Annotated in this window: 18 protein-coding genes; 8 read left to right on the top strand and 10 right to left on the bottom strand. The window is 52.4% G+C overall.

Translation table 11 applies throughout. The features are described from left to right. The first annotated feature begins 3 nt into the window (after positions 1-3). The 3 genes from hslO to ACQ66Q_RS15000 all read left to right on the top strand — a co-directional run bounded on the left by hslO (position 4) and on the right by ACQ66Q_RS15000 (position 6953). Positions 4-855 carry an Hsp33 family molecular chaperone HslO gene (gene hslO, locus ACQ66Q_RS15010; protein ID WP_430457546.1) on the top strand — a complete coding sequence of 284 codons (852 nt, stop codon included), beginning with the start codon at positions 4-6 and terminating at the stop codon, positions 853-855. A gap of 250 nt (positions 856-1105) precedes the next feature. Beyond that, the gene (locus ACQ66Q_RS15005) at positions 1106-5104 is read left to right on the top strand and encodes a S8 family serine peptidase (protein WP_430457545.1); all 3999 of its coding nucleotides are present in this window, start codon (positions 1106-1108) and stop codon (positions 5102-5104) included. Between the two features lie 310 nt (positions 5105-5414). Beyond that, positions 5415-6953, top strand: coding sequence for a phosphoenolpyruvate carboxykinase (locus ACQ66Q_RS15000; protein WP_430457544.1), 1539 nt, complete (start codon positions 5415-5417; stop codon positions 6951-6953). Positions 6954-7062: 109 nt separating this feature from the next. Here the strand turns inward: ACQ66Q_RS15000 and envZ are convergent, their stop codons facing one another. The 5 genes from envZ to greB form a co-directional block, all read right to left on the bottom strand. After that, a complete protein-coding gene (gene envZ / locus ACQ66Q_RS14995; protein WP_430457543.1) occupies positions 7063-8379 on the bottom strand; it encodes a two-component system sensor histidine kinase EnvZ in 1317 nt (438 codons plus the stop codon). Continuing rightward, positions 8379-9104, bottom strand: a complete 726-nt coding sequence (ompR, locus tag ACQ66Q_RS14990) for a two-component system response regulator OmpR (protein ID WP_430457542.1) — start codon at positions 9102-9104, stop codon at positions 8379-8381. The genes envZ and ompR overlap by 1 nt, the downstream gene beginning before the upstream one ends. A gap of 104 nt (positions 9105-9208) precedes the next feature. After that, positions 9209-9421, bottom strand: coding sequence for a hypothetical protein (locus ACQ66Q_RS14985; RefSeq protein ID WP_430457541.1), 213 nt, complete (start codon positions 9419-9421; stop codon positions 9209-9211). Positions 9422-9557: 136 nt separating this feature from the next. Further along, the gene (locus ACQ66Q_RS14980; RefSeq protein WP_430457540.1) at positions 9558-9845 is read right to left on the bottom strand and encodes a VF_A0006 family four-cysteine protein; all 288 of its coding nucleotides are present in this window, start codon (positions 9843-9845) and stop codon (positions 9558-9560) included. Between the two features lie 72 nt (positions 9846-9917). After that, positions 9918-10415: a transcription elongation factor GreB gene (greB, locus tag ACQ66Q_RS14975; RefSeq protein ID WP_430457539.1), complete on the bottom strand. Its 498-nt coding sequence runs from the start codon at positions 10413-10415 to the stop codon at positions 9918-9920. Between the two features lie 171 nt (positions 10416-10586). On the opposite strand from greB, the gene ACQ66Q_RS14970 reads away from it, so the two are divergent. Further along, the gene (locus tag ACQ66Q_RS14970) at positions 10587-12908 is read left to right on the top strand and encodes a Tex family protein (protein ID WP_430457538.1); all 2322 of its coding nucleotides are present in this window, start codon (positions 10587-10589) and stop codon (positions 12906-12908) included. 72 nt (positions 12909-12980) lie between these two features. Here ACQ66Q_RS14970 and ACQ66Q_RS14965 read toward each other — a convergent pair whose 3' ends face one another. The 3 genes from ACQ66Q_RS14965 to bioH all read right to left on the bottom strand — a co-directional run bounded on the left by ACQ66Q_RS14965 (position 12981) and on the right by bioH (position 15121). After that, complete coding sequence (locus ACQ66Q_RS14965) at positions 12981-13904, bottom strand: putative metalloprotease CJM1_0395 family protein (RefSeq protein ID WP_430457537.1); 924 nt, start codon at positions 13902-13904, stop codon at positions 12981-12983. Between the two features lie 10 nt (positions 13905-13914). Then, positions 13915-14214 (bottom strand): excinuclease ATPase subunit, encoded by a 300-nt coding sequence (locus ACQ66Q_RS14960; protein ID WP_430457536.1) that lies wholly within the window; start codon positions 14212-14214, stop codon positions 13915-13917. Between the two features lie 136 nt (positions 14215-14350). Continuing rightward, a complete protein-coding gene (gene bioH, locus ACQ66Q_RS14955; RefSeq protein WP_430457535.1) occupies positions 14351-15121 on the bottom strand; it encodes a pimeloyl-ACP methyl ester esterase BioH in 771 nt (256 codons plus the stop codon). Positions 15122-15169: 48 nt separating this feature from the next. Here bioH and ACQ66Q_RS14950 point away from each other — a divergent pair, with 48 nt between their 5' ends. After that, a complete protein-coding gene (locus ACQ66Q_RS14950; protein WP_430457534.1) occupies positions 15170-16009 on the top strand; it encodes a ComF family protein in 840 nt (279 codons plus the stop codon). On the opposite strand, the gene ACQ66Q_RS14945 is transcribed toward ACQ66Q_RS14950, so the two are convergent. Further along, entirely contained in the window at positions 15955-18498 is a 2544-nt protein-coding gene (locus tag ACQ66Q_RS14945) for a M14 metallopeptidase family protein (RefSeq protein WP_430457533.1), read from the bottom strand. The genes ACQ66Q_RS14950 and ACQ66Q_RS14945 overlap by 55 nt on opposite strands. Before the next feature lie 128 nt (positions 18499-18626). Between ACQ66Q_RS14945 and nfuA the strand changes: the two genes are divergently transcribed. The 3 genes from nfuA (at position 18627) to ACQ66Q_RS14930 (ending at position 20458) form a co-directional block, all read left to right on the top strand. After that, a complete protein-coding gene (gene nfuA / locus ACQ66Q_RS14940; RefSeq protein ID WP_430457532.1) occupies positions 18627-19205 on the top strand; it encodes a Fe-S biogenesis protein NfuA in 579 nt (192 codons plus the stop codon). A 64-nt stretch (positions 19206-19269) separates the two neighbouring features. Continuing rightward, positions 19270-19443, top strand: coding sequence for a hypothetical protein (locus ACQ66Q_RS14935; protein ID WP_430457531.1), 174 nt, complete (start codon positions 19270-19272; stop codon positions 19441-19443). Next, positions 19433-20458 (top strand): polysaccharide deacetylase family protein, encoded by a 1026-nt coding sequence (locus tag ACQ66Q_RS14930; RefSeq protein ID WP_430457530.1) that lies wholly within the window; start codon positions 19433-19435, stop codon positions 20456-20458. Before ACQ66Q_RS14935 ends, ACQ66Q_RS14930 begins: the two co-directional genes overlap by 11 nt. 14 nt (positions 20459-20472) lie before the next feature. On the opposite strand, the gene ACQ66Q_RS14925 is transcribed toward ACQ66Q_RS14930, so the two are convergent. Then, positions 20473-21120, bottom strand: coding sequence for an SCO family protein (locus ACQ66Q_RS14925; protein ID WP_430457529.1), 648 nt, complete (start codon positions 21118-21120; stop codon positions 20473-20475). Positions 21121-21137 lie beyond the last annotated feature (17 nt).

Raw genomic sequence — 21137 nt, 5'->3', positions numbered from 1 at the left:
GTCATGAACCAGTCTGATCAACTGCTACGTTTTTTATTCCGCGAACGCGATGTGCGTGGTGAAGTGGTCAAAGTATCCGCCAGTCTTGATGCCATGCTGGCCGGCCATCAATATCCACAACCGGTAAAACAATTATTGGCAGAACTGGTTGCTGCCACCAGCCTGCTGACGGCAACCCTGAAGTTTGAAGGCCAGATCGCTGTACAGTTGCAAGGCGATGGACCGGTTCGTTTTATTGCCGTAAACGGCAATCATCAGCAACAATTTCGTGGTGTGGCCCGGTTGCAAAAAGAAGTGCTGGGCGACAGCTTTGCCGAGTTAATTGGCCAGGGTTATTTGCTGGTGACTATCACGCCAACCCAGGGCGAGCGTTATCAGGGTATTATTCCATTGGTCAACGACAGTTTGACCGCCACCCTGGAAGCCTATTTTAATCAGTCCGAACAATTGCCTACCCGCCTGTATCTGCATACCGATATTGGCGCTGAGCATTGTCAGGCTGCCGGCTTGTTGCTGCAGGTATTGCCGGTTGACGCGGAAAAATCCCGCGCAGATTTCGCTGATCTTGAAATACTGACCGACACGCTGACGCGTGAGGAGTTACTGCAATTAGCACCGGAAGAAAGCCTGTACCGGCTATTTCATCAGGAAGTTGTTGAGTTATTCCCGGCACAGCCCGTCCAGTTTGTTTGTGGCTGTTCACGCGAAAAATCGGAAGCAGCCATTGTCAGTCTGGGGACCGAGGCGATTGACGAGCATATTGCTGAAGGGAAACTGGATATCAGCTGCGAATACTGCAATACGCTCTACCACTTCGATGCCGCGCAACTGCGGTTAATCAAACAGAATTTCTAATCTCGGGCTAGCGTCTGTATCTGTGCAGACGCTACTTTAAATTTACAATTCGTCGCATCTCCAACCATTTTGAGTATTCAAACATCACTCCTTTCTACTATAGTATTTTCGCACGCAGAGTTCAGAACAACACACGGCCGACCTCAGAGCCGGGTTGATTTCGCAACCTCTGCAGCTAGCTAAATTGTCCGGCGACAGAATTGCGACTGGCGGCGGCATCAAAAAAACAAAACTATTCAGGAAGCACAACATGTTGGTCAAACCCTCAACCAAAACCTTGCTGGCGATCTCTGTCGCTGCAGCTCTGGCTGCACCAGCCTCCGCCAATTTCGAAATCAAACATAGTTACTCTCCAGAGATTTCGGGGGAAATTCAATTTGACACTTCTTTAAAAAACAAAGCATTAAAACAAGATTTCCCTCAGTATTTTATCGTTCAGCTGCAAAGCGAACCGCTGGCAGCAACTGCAGTGACTTCCGAACAATCTGGTCCTGGTAACAAACTAAGCCTTGAAGCCGCTTCCACACAAAAGCAAGGCAACGTATTGGCGCAAGAACGCAGCGCATTTGCTGCAGCCTTAAAACAAGCCTTACCCAATGCCGAAATCGATCGTCACTTTGATACCGTAATTAACGCCGTCGTCGTCACGTCGACTGATGACGTCTACGAGCAATTACAAGAAGTTGCCGGCGTCAAAGCGGTGTTCCGTGAAGAAATGTACTACGAGCAAATGGATACCTCGCTGGATCTGATTAAAGCCAGAACTGTGTGGGAACAAATGGGCGGCGACATGAATGCCGGTAAAGGCGTCAAAGTTGCGGTCATCGATGGTGGTATCCGTCCGGAAAGCCCATTGTTTAAAGACACCGGCTTCTCTGCGCCTGCCAGCAAACCAAATAACGACTATTGCGCGACAGTTGAGCCAACGTTCTGTAATAACAAACTGATTGTTGCTCGTTTTAGTACACCAACTTTCGCGACAGTGCCACAAGAGTATATGAGCCCGCTCGGCAATGGCGGCCACGGTACGCATACGGCCGGTACTTCAGTCGGTGTGCCCGCCAAAATCAAATTCAATGGTTCAACCAATATCATTCCGAGCGTTGGCGGCAAACCAGATGAAAGTGGGTTTACTGAGCTGACGGTCTCTGGTGTGGCGCCAGGCGCCTATCTGATGGCATACAAAGCACTATTTCAGGTATTCCGTGCTGACGGTACCGTCACAGGCAGCGGCTCTAACGTGATGTTGTTGGAAGCGCTGGACTGGGCAGTCAAAGATGGCGCTGATGTCATCAATAACTCCTGGGGTGGCAGTGCTGGTGCCAATCCGGCCACCAGCCCATATCAGGCTGCTTTTAAAGCCGCAGAAGATGCCGGTGTAGTGGTCGTGACTTCCGCCGGTAACAGCGGCCCAGCTGCACAGACAGTAGGTTGCCCGGGTTGTATTGAAAGTGGTATCACCATTGCCAGTACCACCACAGGCCGGTTCTTCGGCAACACAGTGAAATTCGGTTCTGATGCGGCCATGCTCGGTATCGCTGGTTCACAATTTGGTGCCACTATCTCCGGGCTGACTGCAGACCCGGTGGCTAAAGTGATCGACACAGCCAAAGCCGCACCGACCAATGCATTGGCTTGTACTGCCTTCCCGGCGGATACTTTTAAAGACAGCTTCGCGCTGATTTCGCGCGGCACCTGTGCTTTTACCGACAAAATTAACAACGCGATGGCTGCGGGCGCCAAAGGCGTGATTATGGTGCAGAACAACGACGGTCAGCCAACGTCAATGTCTAACCCGAATACCACGATCCCGTCGCTGATGATCAGCAAAGCGGATGGCGCCAAATTGGCCAAATCAATTGAAGGCGCACCGAACAGCACCGCGACCCTCAGCCGCTTTGCCAGCCGTGTGGTGTCGGCACAATTTGCTGACAACATGAGCGACTTCTCGTCACGTGGCCCGGACGGAGATAACAATATTCTGAAGCCGGATATGGGCGCACCGGGCAGCGATATTCTGTCTGCGACATCACCGGATGCCTTTGCTGATAAACGTGGCTTCCAGCTGATGAGCGGCACGTCCATGGCTGCACCTCATGTGGCAGGCGCCGCAGCGATTATGCAGCAGAAATTCCCGAAATGGACTGCTGTGGAAATCAAAACCGCACTGACGTCTACTGCAGTCAACGGTCTGAAGAAAGAAGACTCCGTCTCTGCGACGACACCATTTGATATTGGTGCCGGTCGGCTGGATTTAAGCCGCGCAGTCAAAGCTGCCGCGACCTTTGACAAGCCTTCTTTTGCACAAAACCCTTGTGTCGGCAACTGTAACTTTACCCGGTCAATTCGTAATATGACTGATAAAGAAGTGACCTGGACTGGTAGTGTGCAGTTCACCGATGCCAATACCAAAGGCAAGCTGGATAAAACTACTGTGACGCTGAAACCTTATGGTACTACAGGCGATACAGCCGACTTTGTGCTCAGTGTGGATGGTACTATGTCGACCTTTGGTGCTTGGACATTTGGCAATGTATTGTGGACGTCTTCAGACAGCGCTGCACCAACAGCAACGATGCCAATAGCGGTCCGTATTGCTGAGTCTGCAGACACCACCATACTGGCGACTGCCAGCAGTACAGTGCTGAAAGTAGGTGAGCCTACGCAGGTTACTGCTACCTTTAACAACAAGTCCTATGACGGCACAGTCACCATGACCGCACAGGCGCCAGCTGGTACTAAACTGGTCGCCAGATCTGCCTCTGTGGGTTTAAAAGACGCTGCCACCAACTTATTGAATGAAAATGTCAGTTTAGGCAGAGTTGCCTGGGCCGGCAATGCAGTCAAAGCCGGTCTGGCTGTAGCTCAGTCCGCCAGTGCAGGCGCCAGCCTGCTCAAAGGTACAATCCCAGCGGCAACTTGCTCCGGTGACTGCGACGACAACGTCATCAGCTATAACCTTGGTACCTCAACAGTTACTTATGCAGGGGTTAAATACAGCCGATTCCATGTCTCGACCAATGGTTTTGTGCAATTAAGTAACAGTTCTACTGCGCCTGCTGCAACGCCAAATAATGTGAAGTTACCGAGTGCGGTAGTGCCGGCCAACATTCTGGCGCCGCTGTGGGCGGATATGGACTTGACGGGTGGTGAAACCGGCGCTGGCAGTATCCATGTCGCCACAGTGACCAGTAACGGCCGTGAATATTCGGTGGTCGAGTGGAATGGAGTCGAAGTCTTTGACGTACCGGGTTTGCAATACACCTTCCAGCTCTGGATGGCAAAAGATGGTGCTGAAGATATTAAATTCAACTACATAGATATGAGTGTATTGCCTTCAAAAGTTACTGTAGGTTTACAGGACTCCAGCCGTATTTTAGGTAACTCATTATACTATGCTGATGGCAGCACTTCAGCGGGCATCGCACCTGGAGCAAACTCAGGCGCATCAGTGAAGTACACCACAGCCGGTAGCGTTGACATGAAGTACTCTTTGGAACTGACCGGTGATTTGGAACTCGGCACCAAAGATGCAGCCACGACGGCAGAGGATACCAAGTCTGCCGCTATTGATGTTCTGGCCAACGAAAAAACCTCGTTTACCAAAATCATCAATGTCGAAGTAACCGGTGGCGGTAAATCTACCAAAGCCATCAACAAAGCGGCTGCTGGTGCTAATGGTGCGCTGTCTAAAGTTGCGATTGCAGCGCAACCTGCCAACGGCACTGCAGAAGTAGTTGAGGGCAAAGTGGTTTACACGCCAAAAGCTAACTTCAACGGCAAAGATACCTTCACTTACACCGCGGAAGATACTAAGGGCCTGAAACTGGTGCCGACCACTGTAGAAGTCACTGTGACTGCCGTCAATGACGCACCAACAGTGTCAGCTGCAACCGTGACAGCCAATGAAAGCAGCACAGCTACTTTGACGGCGACCGGTGCAGATGTGGACGGTGATGCACTGACCTATACCTGGACGCAGACTTCAGGCCCGGCAATGACTGTTACCGGTAATACCGCTTCAGTCAGCGTCTCGGTACCAGCTGTCACTGCAAACACTGTCGCGACATTCAGCGTAGTGGCCAGTGACGGCAAGCTGTCTTCAGCACCGGCGACAGTCACACTGAACATCACTGATGTACCAGCACCAGTTGTAGTTCCGGAGAAGAAGAGCAGCGGTGGTGGCGCAGGTCTGTGGACTCTGCTGTTATTACCACTGGTGTGGATGCGTCGTAACCGCCGGGGTTAACACCCTCGCGGTCCATCCTGAGGTCGATCGACCTTTTTAACTGAAAAAGCCCGATGCTTGCGTCGGGCTTTTTGTTTTCCGACAAGTCATATTACGAAATTCATTTGGTAATAATTAATCACCCAAATCAGTAAAATCCGCCATAAATGCAATTAAAGCTGAATTTATATGCGATTAATGCGGTTTTATGCGCAAAACCTGCAGGTCTGATCAGTTCGAACTGCATTTTTTTGTCGCCCGAAATGTCGACTTACGATACAATGATCAGGAAATCCAATCCCTGCTCTGTACCCGAAGGAGTCTGTTGAGAATGACCACGCAAACAAATAGCCACATAGATTTATCTGTGGCAGATCTGGTTGAACATGCCATCCGCCGTAACGAAGGTGTTCTGGCAGACAACGGCGCCCTTGTGGTGCGCACCGGTCACAGAACAGGCCGCTCGCCGAAAGACCGTTTTATTGTGCGTGAAGCCAGCACTGAAAACGATATTCAGTGGGGCAATGTGAATCAACCAGTCGCTGCTGACGTTTTCAACGCGCTGTGGAACAAAGTAGAGCACTTTCTGAACGACCGTGAGCACTTCACTTCTCATCTGGAAGTCGGCGCGGATCCTGAACACTACCTGCCGGTAGTCGTACGCACCGAAACCGCCTGGCAACATGTGTTTGCTAAAAACCTGTTTATCACACCAGCTCAGTGGAACGTAGCCGGCAAACCAGCCTGGCAGATTCTGAACGTCCCTGGTTTCGCCTGTGATCCGACGCGTGACGGCACGCACTCAGACGGCACTGTGATGATCAACTTTGCTGAGCGCAAAGTGCTGTTAGCTGGTATGCGTTACGCCGGCGAAATGAAAAAGGCGATGTTCTCAGTACAGAACTTCCTGTTGCCAGCCAAAGGCGTGTTGCCAATGCACTGTTCCGCCAACGTTGGTGAAACCGGCGATGTGACCTTGTTCTTTGGTCTGTCAGGCACAGGTAAAACAACATTGTCTGCCGATCCGAAACGCTTCCTGATCGGGGATGACGAGCACGGTTGGGCACCAGGCAGTGTGTTTAATATTGAAGGCGGTTGCTACGCGAAATGTATCGACCTGTCGAAGAAAAACGAACCGGTGATTTGGGATGCGATCCGCTTTGGTACCATCCTTGAAAACGTTGTACTGGATGACAATCGCACGCCAGATTACAAAGACGCCACACTGACCCAAAACAGCCGCGCAGCTTATCCGCTGGCCCACGTAGAAAAACGTGTCGAAGCCAACCGTGCCGGTGAACCGCGTGCTGTCGTATTCCTGACCTGTGACGTATCCGGTGTGCTGCCACCCGTCTCTGTGTTATCAGAAGAAGCTGCTGCTTATCACTTTCTGTCTGGTTACACTGCGAAAGTCGGCTCGACTGAAATTGGCTCCACCTCAGCCATCGAATCGACCTTCTCTACTTGCTTTGGGGCCCCATTCTTCCCGCGTCCGGCCGGTGTTTATGCCGAACTGCTGATCAAACGCGTGCGTGAGTTCAACTCAAAAGTTTATCTGGTCAATACCGGCTGGACCGGTGGTCCGCATGGCGTTGGTCAGCGTTTTGACATCCCTACTACCCGCGCCATCATCGACGCTATCGTGTCTGGTGAGCTGGCTAATGTTGAGACAGTGCACCTGCCACAACTGAATCTGGATGTGCCGGTAGCTATCCCTGGCGTCGACAGCACGTTGCTGAATCCACGCGAAACCTGGGCTGACAAAGCACAATATGATCAGTTCGCGGCCAAACTGGCGGCTGAATTTGCCAACAACTTTAAGAAATACGACGTTTCTGCGGCGATCCGCGATGCAGGTCCAAAAGCCTGACGCTGAGACTGTCTGCAATAGAACATCATAAAGGCCGCAATTGCGGCCTTTATTTTTATCTAATACTCAGTCAGAGTTCAGCGGTTTCAGCCCTGTTGCTACCTGCAACTCAGGCTTGCTTCGCTTTTTTCAGCGGCAAATACACCGTTGCCACCAGGCCGCCAAATGCATGGTTGTGCAGCCGGATCTCGCCATGATGCATATCGACAATCTTTTTAATGATCGCAAGACCAAGTCCGGAGCCTGCGCTGCCGCGCGCAGTGTCACCCTGAGTAAAAGGCTCAAACATTTTTGCCATCTGCGCCTCCGGAATTCCGGGACCATGATCACGGACCTGCACATAGACCCGCTGGCGGTTTTTCTCATAGCCGGTACGCACTTCGATGGCACCGTCGGAGTACTTCAGCGCATTCTCAATCAGATTACTCAGCACACGCTTAATCGCGATGCGCCGGATTGGCACCAGTGGCAGTGTTTGTAACAACTCAGTGCTGATCTGGCGTTGCTGCAGCCGATCCGCGTCGACTTGCTCCAGCACCAGCTGGTTCAGATCTTCTTCGGTCAGCGTTTCTTCTTTGTGATGGCGGATATAATCGATGAATTGATCGATGATGGCATTCATATCTTCGATATCACTGACAATCCCGTCGCGGATCCAAGCATCCTGTTCACTGACCATTTCACTGGCCAGCCGGATCCGTGTCAGCGGTGTGCGCAAATCATGTGAGACGCCGGCCATCAGCAGACTGCGGTCTTTCTCCAATTGCCGGATGCCATTGGCCATATGGTTAAAAGCGCGGGTCACCGCAATAATCTCGGTTGAGCCGTCTTCCGGCAACGGATCCGGAATATCACCGCGACCCACCAATAAAGCGGCGCGTTGCAGCTGCTGCAATGGTCGGTTCAACTGGCGTGCAAACCACCAGCCACCGGCCACGCTTAAGAAACCAATCAGCAGGATGTAAATTTGCAGCGGCGAAAAATCGGTTTCGTTCAGACCAGTCAGCGGGATTTTGATCCAGTATTGAGGGGCTTGTGGTGGGCGGACCCAAAAAGAAAACTGTTTATCCTGTTCAATCCGGACTTCGGCCGGACCTCCCAACTCACGAGACATTTCGTCCGAGAAATACTGGTAATGGATCGCATTGTTCAAGCCCTGCCGTAATGCCTGTGCTTCGGTCAGCACATCAATACCGGTCGCCTGCTGAAAACGCTTTGTCAGCTCTTCTGATAATAGGCGGTCTTCCCCACCGACATCGATAAACACCACTTTAATTTGCTTGGCAATCAGATGGTTAGTTTGCTGCAATGTTGGTTGGATCACATACACGGCCACCAGAAAATACGATACCAGCTGGTTGATCAGCAACAATAAGCCGATCAGAAAGACTGTTTTGCCAAACGCACTGCGCGGTAAAAAACGCATCAGCTGGTCGCACCATCCGGCACAAATACATAACCCAGGCCCCAGACGGTCTGGATATAGCGTGGATTGGTTGGATCATCTTCGATCATCCGGCGCAAGCGTGATACCTGTACGTCGATACTACGCTCCATGGCGGAGTAATCACGGCCACGCGCCATATTCATCAGTTTATCGCGTGACAACGGCTCACGAGCGTGACTGACCAGTACTTTTAATACCGCAAATTCACCGCTGGTCAGTGGCATCAGTTGCTCGCCTTTATGCATCTCCCGGGTCGCCAGATTGAAGCTGAACGGACCAAACTTCACCATGGTCTCTTCTTGCGTTGGAGCACCCGGCAGCTCTTTGGATTTACGCCGCAACACGGCACGAATACGAGCCAGCAGTTCACGCGGGTTAAAAGGTTTCGGCAGGTAATCATCGGCGCCCATTTCCAAACCAATAATGCGGTCGACTTCGTCGCCTTTCGCAGTCAGCATAATGATTGGAATTTCATTTTCCTGCTGCCGCAAACGCCGGCAAATCGACAAACCGTCTTCACCGGGCAACATCAGGTCCAGAACCAGTAAATGGAAATTTTCCCGTTCCATCAGGCGGTTCATCTGCTCGAAATTCGCGGATGTCCGCACGATGTACCCTTGCTCGACCAGATACCGTTCCAGTAATGCCCGCAGCCGCATATCGTCATCAACGACCAGAATTTTGGTGGTTTCCTGTGTTTGCATCAGAAGGGTCCTTAATACAGATTTTTCCTCACTATAAACGAAAAACCCGCAATGTTGACGAGACATTGCGGGCTCAGGTGTTACAAATTCTTTCCAGTGCTAGATCAGGGTTTTGGTTGCTCCGCCAGCGCGACTTTACGTAGCGGTGGATTAATCCAGACCACATGCGAAACCTGGCGTTGTTGCCGCTTCAGGTTGTCCGCTTTGCTGACCTGATCCTGGTCAACGACAAAGGCATAATCGGGTTTGACGGTGGCGCAACCGCTCAGCAACACAGCTGCAACGGCCACGACAGTGAATACAGTTTTTTTCATCATGTTGCTGTCTCCGGCGGTTAGGTTCAGTTTGAATATAGCGAACGCCTGCCCCAGATCGCCAGCATATTTTTGTTACACGTAGATGACAGAAAACAATTAATTTAAAATAATTTTATCTAATTGATTTTATTTGAAATTATTTCCTGAAGTCGTGTTGCTCACGGCACACCTGTAATAAATCGGCAATCACTTCCGGCGTTTTCACCGGCGGAATGTAATCCAGTACACATTGCCAATAGGCTTTTTTGCGCGGTAACAAGACCAGTTCACGATGAAGATGATCACAGGCGCTACGCACCAGCCCAACCACTTGCGGCACTTCGACTTTACTTTGATATTGCAACAGACATTGCTGGTAAGCTGCGTCATCCGCCTGTACATGCCAGGCACAAGCCGCCAGCAACCCGATCCACAGATTTTTCATACAGACTCCTTTTGCGTCAGATCTGGAATAAATTGCGTGGATTTGGCTGATCGGCTGCTGAATGGCATCGTTTCAAGCGGGTTGCGGGTAATAAATGTCGGTCACCCACCACTCTTTTGCCCCAGCCGGTGTGGTGACTATGGCGCTGTCATCGACTTGTTTTTTTAGCAGTGCACGTGCCATCGGCGCATCAATTGAGATGTAATCGGTACGGCCGTAGATTTCATCCGGTCCGACAATACGGAATTTCAGGCTGTTGCCGTCTTCATCTTCCACTTCCACCCAGGCGCCAAAAAACACTTTGCCCGCCTGCTGTGGTGAATAATCAACGATTTGCAGATCTTCTAATCTTTTACGTAAATACCTGATTCTACTGTCTATTTGTCTTAATAATCTCTTATTAAAGGTATAATCGGCGTTCTCAGATCTGTCGCCGAGACTGGCAGCCCAGCTGACAATCTTGGTGACTTCCGGCCGTTTTTTAAACCACAGCTCATCATGTTCAGTTTTCAGCTGGTTATAACCTTCCCGGGTGATTAATTTGGTTTTAGCTTGTTTTTGCCCACTCATCTGACACCACTTTGCCGGTTGCTTTGCGACTGAATGGCGGTTTATACCAAGCAGCGCGGACGCTGTCAGCCGCCACAGGATGGATTTTTTTACGCCGCCGTATGACAATAGCCACCACTTTATCAGAAGCGGCCGGCTATCATGCCGCTTTGCAAGGAAACCAAACCAACCATGTCGATGATTATCAAACAGATCGCAGCAGAAATTGCCGCACGCCCGGATCAGGTTAACGCTGCCGTGCAGTTACTCGACGAAGGCGCAACAGTGCCTTTTATTGCCCGTTACCGGAAAGAAGTGACAGGCGGCCTCGACGATACTCAACTGCGTACGCTGGAGCAGCGCCTGAATTATCTGCGCGAACTGGAAGACCGTCGCCATGTCATCCTGAAAACGATTGCCGAGCAAGGTAAACTGACCCCTACGCTGGAAAAAGACATCCTGGCGGCCGACAACAAAACCCGTTTGGAAGACTTATACGGCCCTTATAAAGCAAAGCGTCGTACCAAAGGTCAGATCGCTATCGAAGGTGGTTTATTGCCACTGGCAGACGCGCTGCTGGCAGATCCGAATCTGGTGCCGGAACAAGCCGCTGCCGCTTATATCAATGCTGAGGCTGGCTTTGCCGATGTGAAGGCTGTGCTGGATGGCGCCAAATACATTCTGATGGAACGTTTTGCTGAGGATGCCAACTTATTGGCCAAGCTGCGTCGTCATCTGGCACAGCACGCGGTGTTAAAGAGCAGCGTCGTGACCGGTAAAGAAGCAGAAGGTGCGAAATTCCGCGATTATTTTGAGCATACTGAACTGTGGAAAAACGTGCCGTCACACCGCGCCTTAGCCATGTTCCGTGGCCGCAACGAAGGAATTTTAAACCTGCAATTGCAACCAGATGCCGACGAAACCAGCGCCCATGCCAGCTGTGAGCAAATGGTGGCCAGCCACTTTGATTTGCGCCAGCAAGGCCGCGCCGCGGACGCCTTTATCCGCACCGTCGTACAGTGGACCTGGAAAGTTAAATTACATCTGCAACTGGAAAACGATCTGCTCGGTGAACTGCGGGAAAAAGCAGAAGAAGAAGCAATCGCCGTCTTTGCCCGTAATATGAAAGATCTGTTGATGGCTGCACCGGCCGGTATGCGCGCAACACTCGGGCTGGATCCGGGTTTACGTACTGGTGTAAAAGTGGTGGTGGTTGATCAGACCGGCAAACTGGTGGCCAACACCACCATATTCCCGCATGCGCCACAAAATCTGTGGGACAAATCAGTCAAAACGCTGGCCGCTTACTGTAAGCAATTTAAGGTGGAATTGATCGCCATCGGCAACGGCACCGCGTCACGTGAAACCGATAAACTGGCCGCCGATGTGATCAAGTTATTGCCAGAGCAATCATTGAGTAAAATCATGGTTTCGGAAGCAGGTGCATCGGTTTATTCCGCCTCCGAGCTGGCTGCGCTGGAATTTCCGGATCTGGATGTATCTTTACGCGGCGCAGTCTCGATTGGCCGTCGCTTACAAGACCCGCTGGCAGAGCTGGTTAAGATTGAACCGAAAGCGATTGGCGTGGGCCAGTACCAGCATGACGTTAACCAGAGCCTGCTGACCAAATCCCTCGATGCAGTGGTGGAAGACTGTGTAAACGCCGTCGGTGTCGACCTGAATATGGCTTCGGTCGCTTTATTGGCACGCGTGGCGGGTCTGAATAAAACTCTGGCGCAGAATATCGTCATGTACCGCGACAGCAATGGCCGGTTTAATCAGCGCCGTGATTTACTGAAGGTACCACGACTTGGTCCTAAGGCATATGAACAAGCCGCCGGCTTCCTGCGCATCAATAACGGCAGCAATCCATTGGACGCTTCGGCAGTGCACCCGGAAGCCTATCCATTGGTTGAGAAGATTCTCGCCAAACACCAGCAACCGGTGGATGCCGTGATTGGCAACAGCAGTTTTCTGAAATCAATTAATCCGGCCGAGTTTGCCGATGAGCATTTTGGGGTCCCGACTATCACCGACATCCTGAAAGAGCTGGATAAACCGGGGCGTGATCCACGGCCGGAGTTTAAAACGGCGCAGTTTAAAGACGGTGTCGAAAAACTCTCTGATTTAACTCCCGGCATGCTGCTCGAAGGCGTCGTCACCAACGTGACTAACTTTGGTGCTTTTGTCGATATCGGTGTGCATCAGGACGGCCTGGTGCATATTTCATCGCTGACCGACAAATATGTGTCAGATCCGCATCAGGTGGTCAAAGCCGGCGATATCGTCAAAGTGAAAGTGCTGGAAGTGGAAGTCGACCGCAAACGCATTGCGCTGACGATGCGGATGGACGAGCAGCCACAGCCAAAAGCAGCCGGTAACAACAAAGAACGCACGGCTCCGGCAAAACCGGCCAGCAACAACGCCCGCCCGTCAGCACCGCGCCAGCAAGACAATGGCAACGCGGCAATGGGCAATGCATTTGCTGCGGCGCTGGCCAAGCTGAGAAAGTGATCACCACACCGCATTTAGATAAAAAAACCGCCGTCAGCTGACGGCGGTTTTGTTTTTGTCGTGCAAAAAATATCAGGCGGTCAGTAACAACGGTCGTTCCTGCGGCTGCACGGCCTGTTGGTAAAAACCGCTAATCACCTTGCTGCGCTGTTGCATCAGCGCGGCAAACTCCAGACTACGTTGTTCCAGCTGCGGGCCTTTATTGACTGCCTGGCCTGGCGTCATTGCTTGTGTTTCAGCATCTTCAGCAGCCTGACGGGCCACGCCACGCTGCTGAATATTGTCCCCGGCTTGCTCCAGCCAATAATTGGCATCAGCCGCTGGCGGGTCGTTTAACGCCACTTTCTGCTGCGCCAGTTCGGTTTGTGCCTGTAAAATCCGTTTGGTCGCTTCAGATGCCACACTGCGGTCAGCGGACGATGGATCCGCCGGAGCCAATGCTGCGGCTCTGACCTTCTGCATTTTGACGATAGTCGCCTGGGGATCCCCTGGGACCATCGCTAAGTCAATATTGACCTCACCGCCCACAGCGTATTGCTTACCATCCGGTCCCAGTTCAAATTCATAACTGGGAGCGGCCGCCAAATCACCACCGACACTGGCATGCGCCTGTTCATGCGCCCGGACTTCGGCATCGCGCTTCTTCAGTTCAGCCAGTTTACGCTGTTCGGTCGCTTCCTGCTGCGAGTCGTCCCGCCCGGACTGGCCTGAACTGTCCTGCCCAGAACGACTTTCAGGGTCACGTTCTTGCGAACGTCCCTCGACAGCTTGCTTCAGCTCAGTACCGCGGTTTTTAATTTCGTCGCTGTAGGTGGGATTATTTTGCGCTGTATTGCGGCTTTTATCTTCGGAGATAACGCCTTTCTCTGCCGCACTGCGTTCCATCTGTGCAACAGGCTCGATGATATCGCGCTTCAGATTTTCCCGACGCGCCAGATCTACTGCCGGATTTCCGACATAAGGCGTGACATTGGGATAAACCGAAGTGATGGCCATTATTTACACCTCAGGCACTGACATCAATCAGCGTACCGAGCATTTCATCGGCGCTTTTCATAGATCGGACGTTGGCCTCGGCATAAACAGACTCGGTGGCAAGCTGCACCAGACTTTGCTCCAGCGCCGGTGTTTTCGGCGCGGCAACTGCGGGTTCTGGCTGTTGCGCAACAGCGTTGCGGTCTTGTGCATTTTGCACCCGCTGCTGATTGATGGTTTCTCGATTGATATTAACAGTGGCTTCCGTAATTCCATTGGAAGCACGTTGCAAGCCCTGCAAACCTGAGGCATAAGCGGACTGTATTTCCATTGACGGATCTCCACAACATGAACGGATGATTAAATAGTAACCAACCGATGTGAATGAGACAAGCACAATGGCAATTTAACGCCACAAAAGCGGCAATTTTATGCCGGATGATAGTGCAAACAATGGCCCGGTAACTTTACAGCGCCGCTCCGATCTGCAGAAAACGTCGCAGCCAACTCAGAAACTCATCCGGATGAGAAATAAATGGTGCATGCGAAGCCTTGGCCAGTACTGTGATGTCGGCCTGCGGCGCAAAAGTAGCGAACGGCTGTGTCATCGCCACCGGCACCAGCGAATCAAGCCGGCCAAAACAAGCCCACAATGGCATCTGCAACCGCGATAATTCCGGGCGCAAGTCAGCACTGGCCAGGATCTCCAGCCCACCAGCCAGAACCTTCGCATCCGGCAACGGCAAACTCAATACGGCTTGCTTCAGCTGTTTGATATCCTGGCGGGCTGTGGTGCTGCCCATCGCCTGGATCGCCAGAAAACGTTCCACCGTCAGTGCGAGGTTGGCGGATAACGCACCGGCAAATTGCTGCATCACGCTGGCATTCATCCCAGGCCAGTCCGTCTGCTGTAAAAAACAGGGGGAACTCGCCAACAATGCCAGTGCCCGGACTTTCGCCGGATGGCGCAACGCCAGTTGTGTCGCGACTAGTCCGCCCAGTGACCAGCCAAGCAACAGGCTTTGGGGTGGAATGATCGCGGCCAGTTGATCCGCCAGAGCAATAAGCGAATAAGGCTCAGGATAATCAGTTGCCAGGCCATAACCAGGTAAGTCTGGTGTCAGCACGATACATTCATCAGCCAATGCCGCCGCGATGGGCTGAAAAATCGCATGATTCAGGCCCCAGCCATGCAGCAGCACCAGCGTCGGTTTGGTCTTTTCGGAGATTTCGGTCATAGTTAATTTTTTGTGAATTAATGTATTCAGGCAATTACAGGGATTTGTATGCGCGCACTGCAAGCTATTGTGCCAGCGCTGTTGCCGCTGGCGCAGCGCTTTTTGCACTTTTGTCTGCCTAATTGTTGTTTATGGTGTGATTTTGCCGTGCAGCGACCGGCAGCACAGCTGTGTGACTACTGTCAGGCTGCTTTACCGCGCCTGTATTGGCCCGCTGGTGCGCATGCGTTGCAATTGCCGGCGGTGCGGCGTGGCCTTAAGTCCCCGCTGTTTGATGCGGTGTGGAGTTTAAGCTGGTATCAGCAACCCTGGAGTCACTTTATCAGTGCCTGGAAGCTACACCAGGATCTGGCCTGTGGCGTGATGTTGCGCCAACAACTTGCCAGAGCTTTGCCGGACTGGGCGTTGCACCAGCATTATGACGCGATCAGTTATGTGCCGATGCATCGCAAACGCCTGCGCGAACGCGGTTTTAATCAATCCCGCCAATTGGCGATGACAGTGGCGTGCAGCACCGATCTGCCGCTGTTAGATCTGTTTGTGGCACAAAGCCATCTGCCGCACCAGTTGGGGGCTAGTGCCAGTGCACGGCGCGCCCAGCTGCGCCGGCAATTCCGGCTGCGACCTGCTGTCGACGGCTGGACACAACTGCCACGGCGGATCTTGCTGGTCGACGATGTACTGACCACTGGCGCTACGCTGAATCAGCTCAGCCGGCTGCTACGTAAGGCAGGCGTGCAGCAGATTGGCGTGGTGACCCTCGCCATCACGCCGGCGCCGGGAGTCAGCACCACACTTTATGCATCGCAGGCAGCATATGCAGCACCGGCGCTTTATTCTTCGCCATCGCCGCTGTCGTCACCGGAATCAAACAATTTGCCGAAATAAAGACTGTTGACCAACAACCGGCCTGACCCGACAAAATAACCGCGAAATACCGGGTTATCGGTCATCGCAACAATACGGCCGTCGCCGACATTCTGTGCCAGCACCGTTGCACTGTTGCGAAACGCCTTCACTAACGCCGGATCCGCATAACCAGCCAGCTGAGCCTGGTCGCTATAACGCGCGACTGTGACAAATGGCTGGGCCGACGGCTCCAGTAGCAACAAATCATTCTTAAATACCGGCAGTTGCTGCCTTGCGATACCAAAGCTCAGCGGATGGCTTAAATCGAGTTCCGTCTGAAAAATCGCGCCGGCAATGCGCTGACGGCCCGCCAGCTGTTCTTTGTCACCATAAGCTGGTGCATCCATCGTCACCAGTGCCTTCAGTTCACTGGCTTTTTTCACTTTGGCCTGCAGCAGGTTTTTTTCCACTAACCAACTGACCGCAGCTTTTTGCGCCCACAGTACACCGCCCTGTTCCAGCCAGGTCTTCAGCTGAGCGACTTCAGCTTCGCCCCAGCTACTGTAATTACCGTCCGGCATTAACAGGTGGGTATAACGGCTCAAATCGAGTTTTTTCAGCCGCGCCGGCTCTGCCATCGACGGAGAAATGCCCGCCAGCCGTTCGGTGGCAAACCACAACTCACCGGCTTCGGTAGAATTCATCCCTGGCCCGGCGATCAGTAACACTTGCGGTAACTTCAGAGGTTTCACCTGATTACTGCCAAGGTCCTGACCTTTCGGAGTTAAGCCGGAAGTCAGCGCCACCAGCGGCAATTGATGTTGCTGCTGCAAACTCACAAGCTTTTGTTGCCAGCCGTCTTGCTGCAGACCCGCCGGCAACAGCACGGTGCCCGCGGCAAATTCAACCGGACCTGTTGCCGTCAATGCGCTGAATGCTTTTGGCGCCACGCGCAGTTGAAAACCAGCCTGCAGCAACCTGGCGGTCTGCACCGGAGCTTGCTGATCGGCCCAGTGCAGAGCATAAGCATACGCATCGGCTTGCAGTGCCACAGGCTTATCTGCAGGCGCGGTCCAGGCTTGATCAGACAAGGCCGATGGCACTTTGCGGCTGGCAGCAAATTCGATGTTATAGGCGTACGGCAAGGTCCAGGCCGACACATCATAAAAAGTGTTGTCGCGGAAATTGGTGTCAGTGTTAAACGCCGCTTTAATCAGGTTGTACTGGTTTTGCTCCACAGGCACAAAATAACTGCTGCCTGCTGCAAATGACTTGCCGTTGATCTGAAAATCTTCAGTCAGCGCATAAGCCTTGATCTGATGTTGTTGCAACAATGTCAGCAAGGCCTGTAACCGGCTTTTATCCGCTGATTCATGTAATAAATAGCCGCGCACCACGTCCAGACGCGCCTGCTCTATGGAGTTTTGCGCAAACTGGTACTGCGCCTGCTGCAGATCCTTTTTGTGCGCCACCGCGCCAGTCAGCGTCGAAAACGACGTGCGGTACTGGTTATCAATAGCAAAAGGGAAGCTTAAATCAGACTGCAGACTTTCCTGCAGATGACCCCGGCTGCTGCCCTGCTCAAACAAAATACCGACGCTGCCATGCACATCCGGATAGGTCGAACCTTTGCCGACATAAAAATCATCAAAGGCTTCTTCGGTAAAATACAGCCGGTTCACTTCATCCAGCGCTTTGGCATGGAACTGCGCCAGCTGATTGGTCAGTTTGATGGTGGACTCCGGCGCAAAAGGACTGTTGCGGCTCGGGATCCCTGGCTGGAAAAAAAAGGTGCTGTTGGTGCCCATTTCGTGGAAATCCGCCACGATTTGCGGCCGCCAGCGGTGGAACTGCTTAATCCGCGCCTGACTTTCCGGGTGTTGCAGCAACAGCCAATCACGGTTCAAATCAAACCAATAATGATTCGGCCGGCCATTCGGCCAGGGTTCGACATGCTCACGGTGTTGCGGGTCCGCGACTGGCGAGGTGCCCTGATGCATATTAACCCAGGTCGCAAAACGGTCATTGCCGTCCGGATTCAGGCTGGGCTGCAACAGGATAATGCTATTGTCGAGTAAGGCCTTCACTTGCGGATCGTCAGAGGTCAGCAACTGATGCACCACCCGCATGGATGCATTGGCGCCACTGGCTTCATTGCCGTGAATGCTATAGCCGAGCCAGACAATGGCCGGCAGCGACGGATCTGGTTGTTTTTCGCCACGACTGATCGCCAGATGTGCTTCGCGGATTTGCTCCAGTCGCTGCATATTACTGGCCGAACTCAGCGTCAGTTGCAATAACGGCCGTTGTTCATGAGTCCGGCCTATCACTTCAAACTGAGTCCGCTCGGGTGCAGCAGCAGCGACAGCGCGCAGATAAGCTTCAATCTGATCGTGGCGGGCGTGCCATTGGCCGGGTTCAAAACCCAACACTGTTGCCGGTGCCGGCACCATCGGCGCCGTTTGCGCAGAAAGTGCACTGTGAAATACCGATGTTGTCAGAAACACCATAAGAGCTAAATTTCGCACCAGCCGTCCTCCATCAATTCGACGCCCCACCTTAGCAATAAAGACCTGCTCCGCTCAAGCAGGCTTGGCAAGGCCGATTTGCGGGCGTATCATAGGCATTAACCTAGTAATTTAGTCAGGTACTACCGATGATCATGATCTCCGAATCGGCACAAGCGCATTTTGTGAAACTGTTAGAAAAACAGGCCAGTGGCACCAACATCCGGGTGTTTGTGGTCAATCCCGGCACGGCCTCCGCCGAATGTGGTGTGTCTTATTGTCCGCCGGACGCGGTTGAATCGACCGACCTGACCGTGCCTTTTAATGGTTTTGATGCCGTCATCGATGCCGACAGTAAGCCGTTTCTGGTTGACGCCGAAATCGATTTTGTCACCGATCAGATGGGCTCCCAACTGACGTTAAAAGCGCCGAATGCCAAAGTGCGCAAGGTGAGTGACAACGCGCCGCTGAAAGAGCGGGTGCAATATGTCATCGATGCCGAGATTAATCCGCAGCTGGCCAACCATGGTGGCCGTGTCTCAGTTGTTGAAATGACCGATACTGGCGTTGCGGTACTGCAATTTGGCGGCGGTTGTAACGGCTGCTCTCAGGTCGATCTGACACTCAAAGAAGGCATTGAAAAAGAGTTGCTGAACCGTTTTCACGGTGAGTTGAATGGGGTGCGGGACGTCACTGACCATCAACGCGGCGAACACTCTTATTATTAACAGCATGCCCAAACTTCCTGTAACAGCGGCCCAATGTGGCCGCTTTTTTATCGCAGGACTCTGCGTGTTTTGGCTGTTGTTACTGGCGATTTGGCTGGTACCAGCGAAACAAACTGGTTTGCTAATGGGGTTACAATGGGTCTGGCTCAGCAGTTTTGTGCTGACACTGACCAGCTACATACTGATATTGCTGCAACGCATCGGTATATCGTTGCTGCAGGAGTCTGATGATGAATAAATTGCTGTTTCTTGCCTGTGCGCTGGTCGCTTCGTTTGCCACGCAGGCTGCTGTCATTTTGCAATACCACCATGTCGCCACCGACACACCGCGCACGACCAGTGTGACACCTGCCGAATTTCGCCAACAGATGCAGCATTTAAAGGATTTGGGTTATCAGGTCGTCAGTCTGGATACGATTATCGATGGATTGGTCCGCAATCAGCCACTTGCCGATAATGCGGTTGCCATCACCTTTGATGATGGCTTTGCCAATGTATTCACCAACGCCCGACCTATCTTAAAAGAGTTTAATTACCCCTATACGATGTTTCTCGGGCCGGCACTGATTGACCGGCGCGAAGGCCCGGTGCTCAGCTGGCAACAAATTCAGACTATGCAGCAAGAAGGCGCCATCATCGCCAACCATAGCTCCTATCATCATCGCCTTGCCGTCCCGAACAAGGGCGAGAGCAAAGCACAGTGGCGGCAACGGGTTAAAACGGACATTTTGCTGGCGCAGCAACAGCTTGAAGAAAAGCTCGGACAACAGCGTAAATGGCTGGCGTATCCATATGGCGATTTCAGTGCCGAACTTGAAGCGCTGGTGAGCGAACTGGGCTTTATCGGCATAGGACAGCAATCAGGCGCAGTTGGGCCAGGAGTATCACTGACTCGCATTCCGCGTTACCCGTCTTCCAGTCAATTTGCCGCGATGAAACACTTCGTGCCTAAGCTGAAAACTTTGGCTTTGCCGGTGACGGATTACAGCGGCGCCGATCCGGTTAGTACTACAAACCCGCCAGTACTGACACTCAGTGTCGATAGCAGCGATTTTCGCACAACCAGCCTGAATTGCTTTTTTGACGGCAAACCACTGCCATTAAAGTGGTTGGACGCCGACACGTTCAGGGTACAGGCGACCGCCCCATTGAAACTCAATCACAATAGATACAACTGCACAGCGCCGAGTCGTAGCAAACCCGGCTATTTTTATTGGTTTTCACAGCCGTGGGTCTTTGTCAGCGACAAATAAGCATCCGCAAAAGGTCAAGGAGTGACTTGCTGTACTACCTCAGGAAAATCGCGCAGTAATTGTGCCTTGGTCACCACCGGCACACTGTTTTGGTCTGTGCCCAGCTCTGGTTTAAACATCGCAACCAGTTGTCCTTTAGGGTTAATCAGTACGACAGAAGCACTGTGATCGACACGGTAATCTTCATCGGTGGTGGTGCTGATCGCGTACATCAGCCCCAATTCACGCACAAAAGGAAACAGCTGGTCATGGTTGGCAGTCAAGCCAATAATGGCGGGTTGCTCGAAATAGCCCACATAGTTATTCAGCTGTGCCACTGTATCCCGTTTCGGATCTACGGAGACAAACCACAGTTGCAGAGCTTGTCCGGCCGGCAATGCTTTCGTCAGTTCTGCATAGCTGCCCGACAGCATCGCCATCGTCATCGGACAAATATCCGGACAAAATGTGTAACCGACAAAGGCCAGAGTCCAGTGTCCATTCAGTTGCTCACGACCAGCAGGTTGTCCGGTATGACTGGTCAGACTAAAAGATTTCAACTCCCGTGGCGCCGGATAGACCAGCACATTGGCAAATCCCGCCGGCTGTTGTAATTGTCGGTACACCAACACGCCCGCAACCACTGCTGCCAGCAACAACAACGTCGCCCAGATTTTTTGCATGTTCGCTTTCCTTATGG

Origin of the sequence: Rheinheimera sp. (assembly GCF_965283995.1) — a bacterium.
In the GTDB taxonomy this organism is placed as follows: Bacteria; Pseudomonadota; Gammaproteobacteria; order Enterobacterales; family Alteromonadaceae; genus Pararheinheimera.
This window is presented reverse-complemented; position numbering and strand designations above follow the sequence as displayed.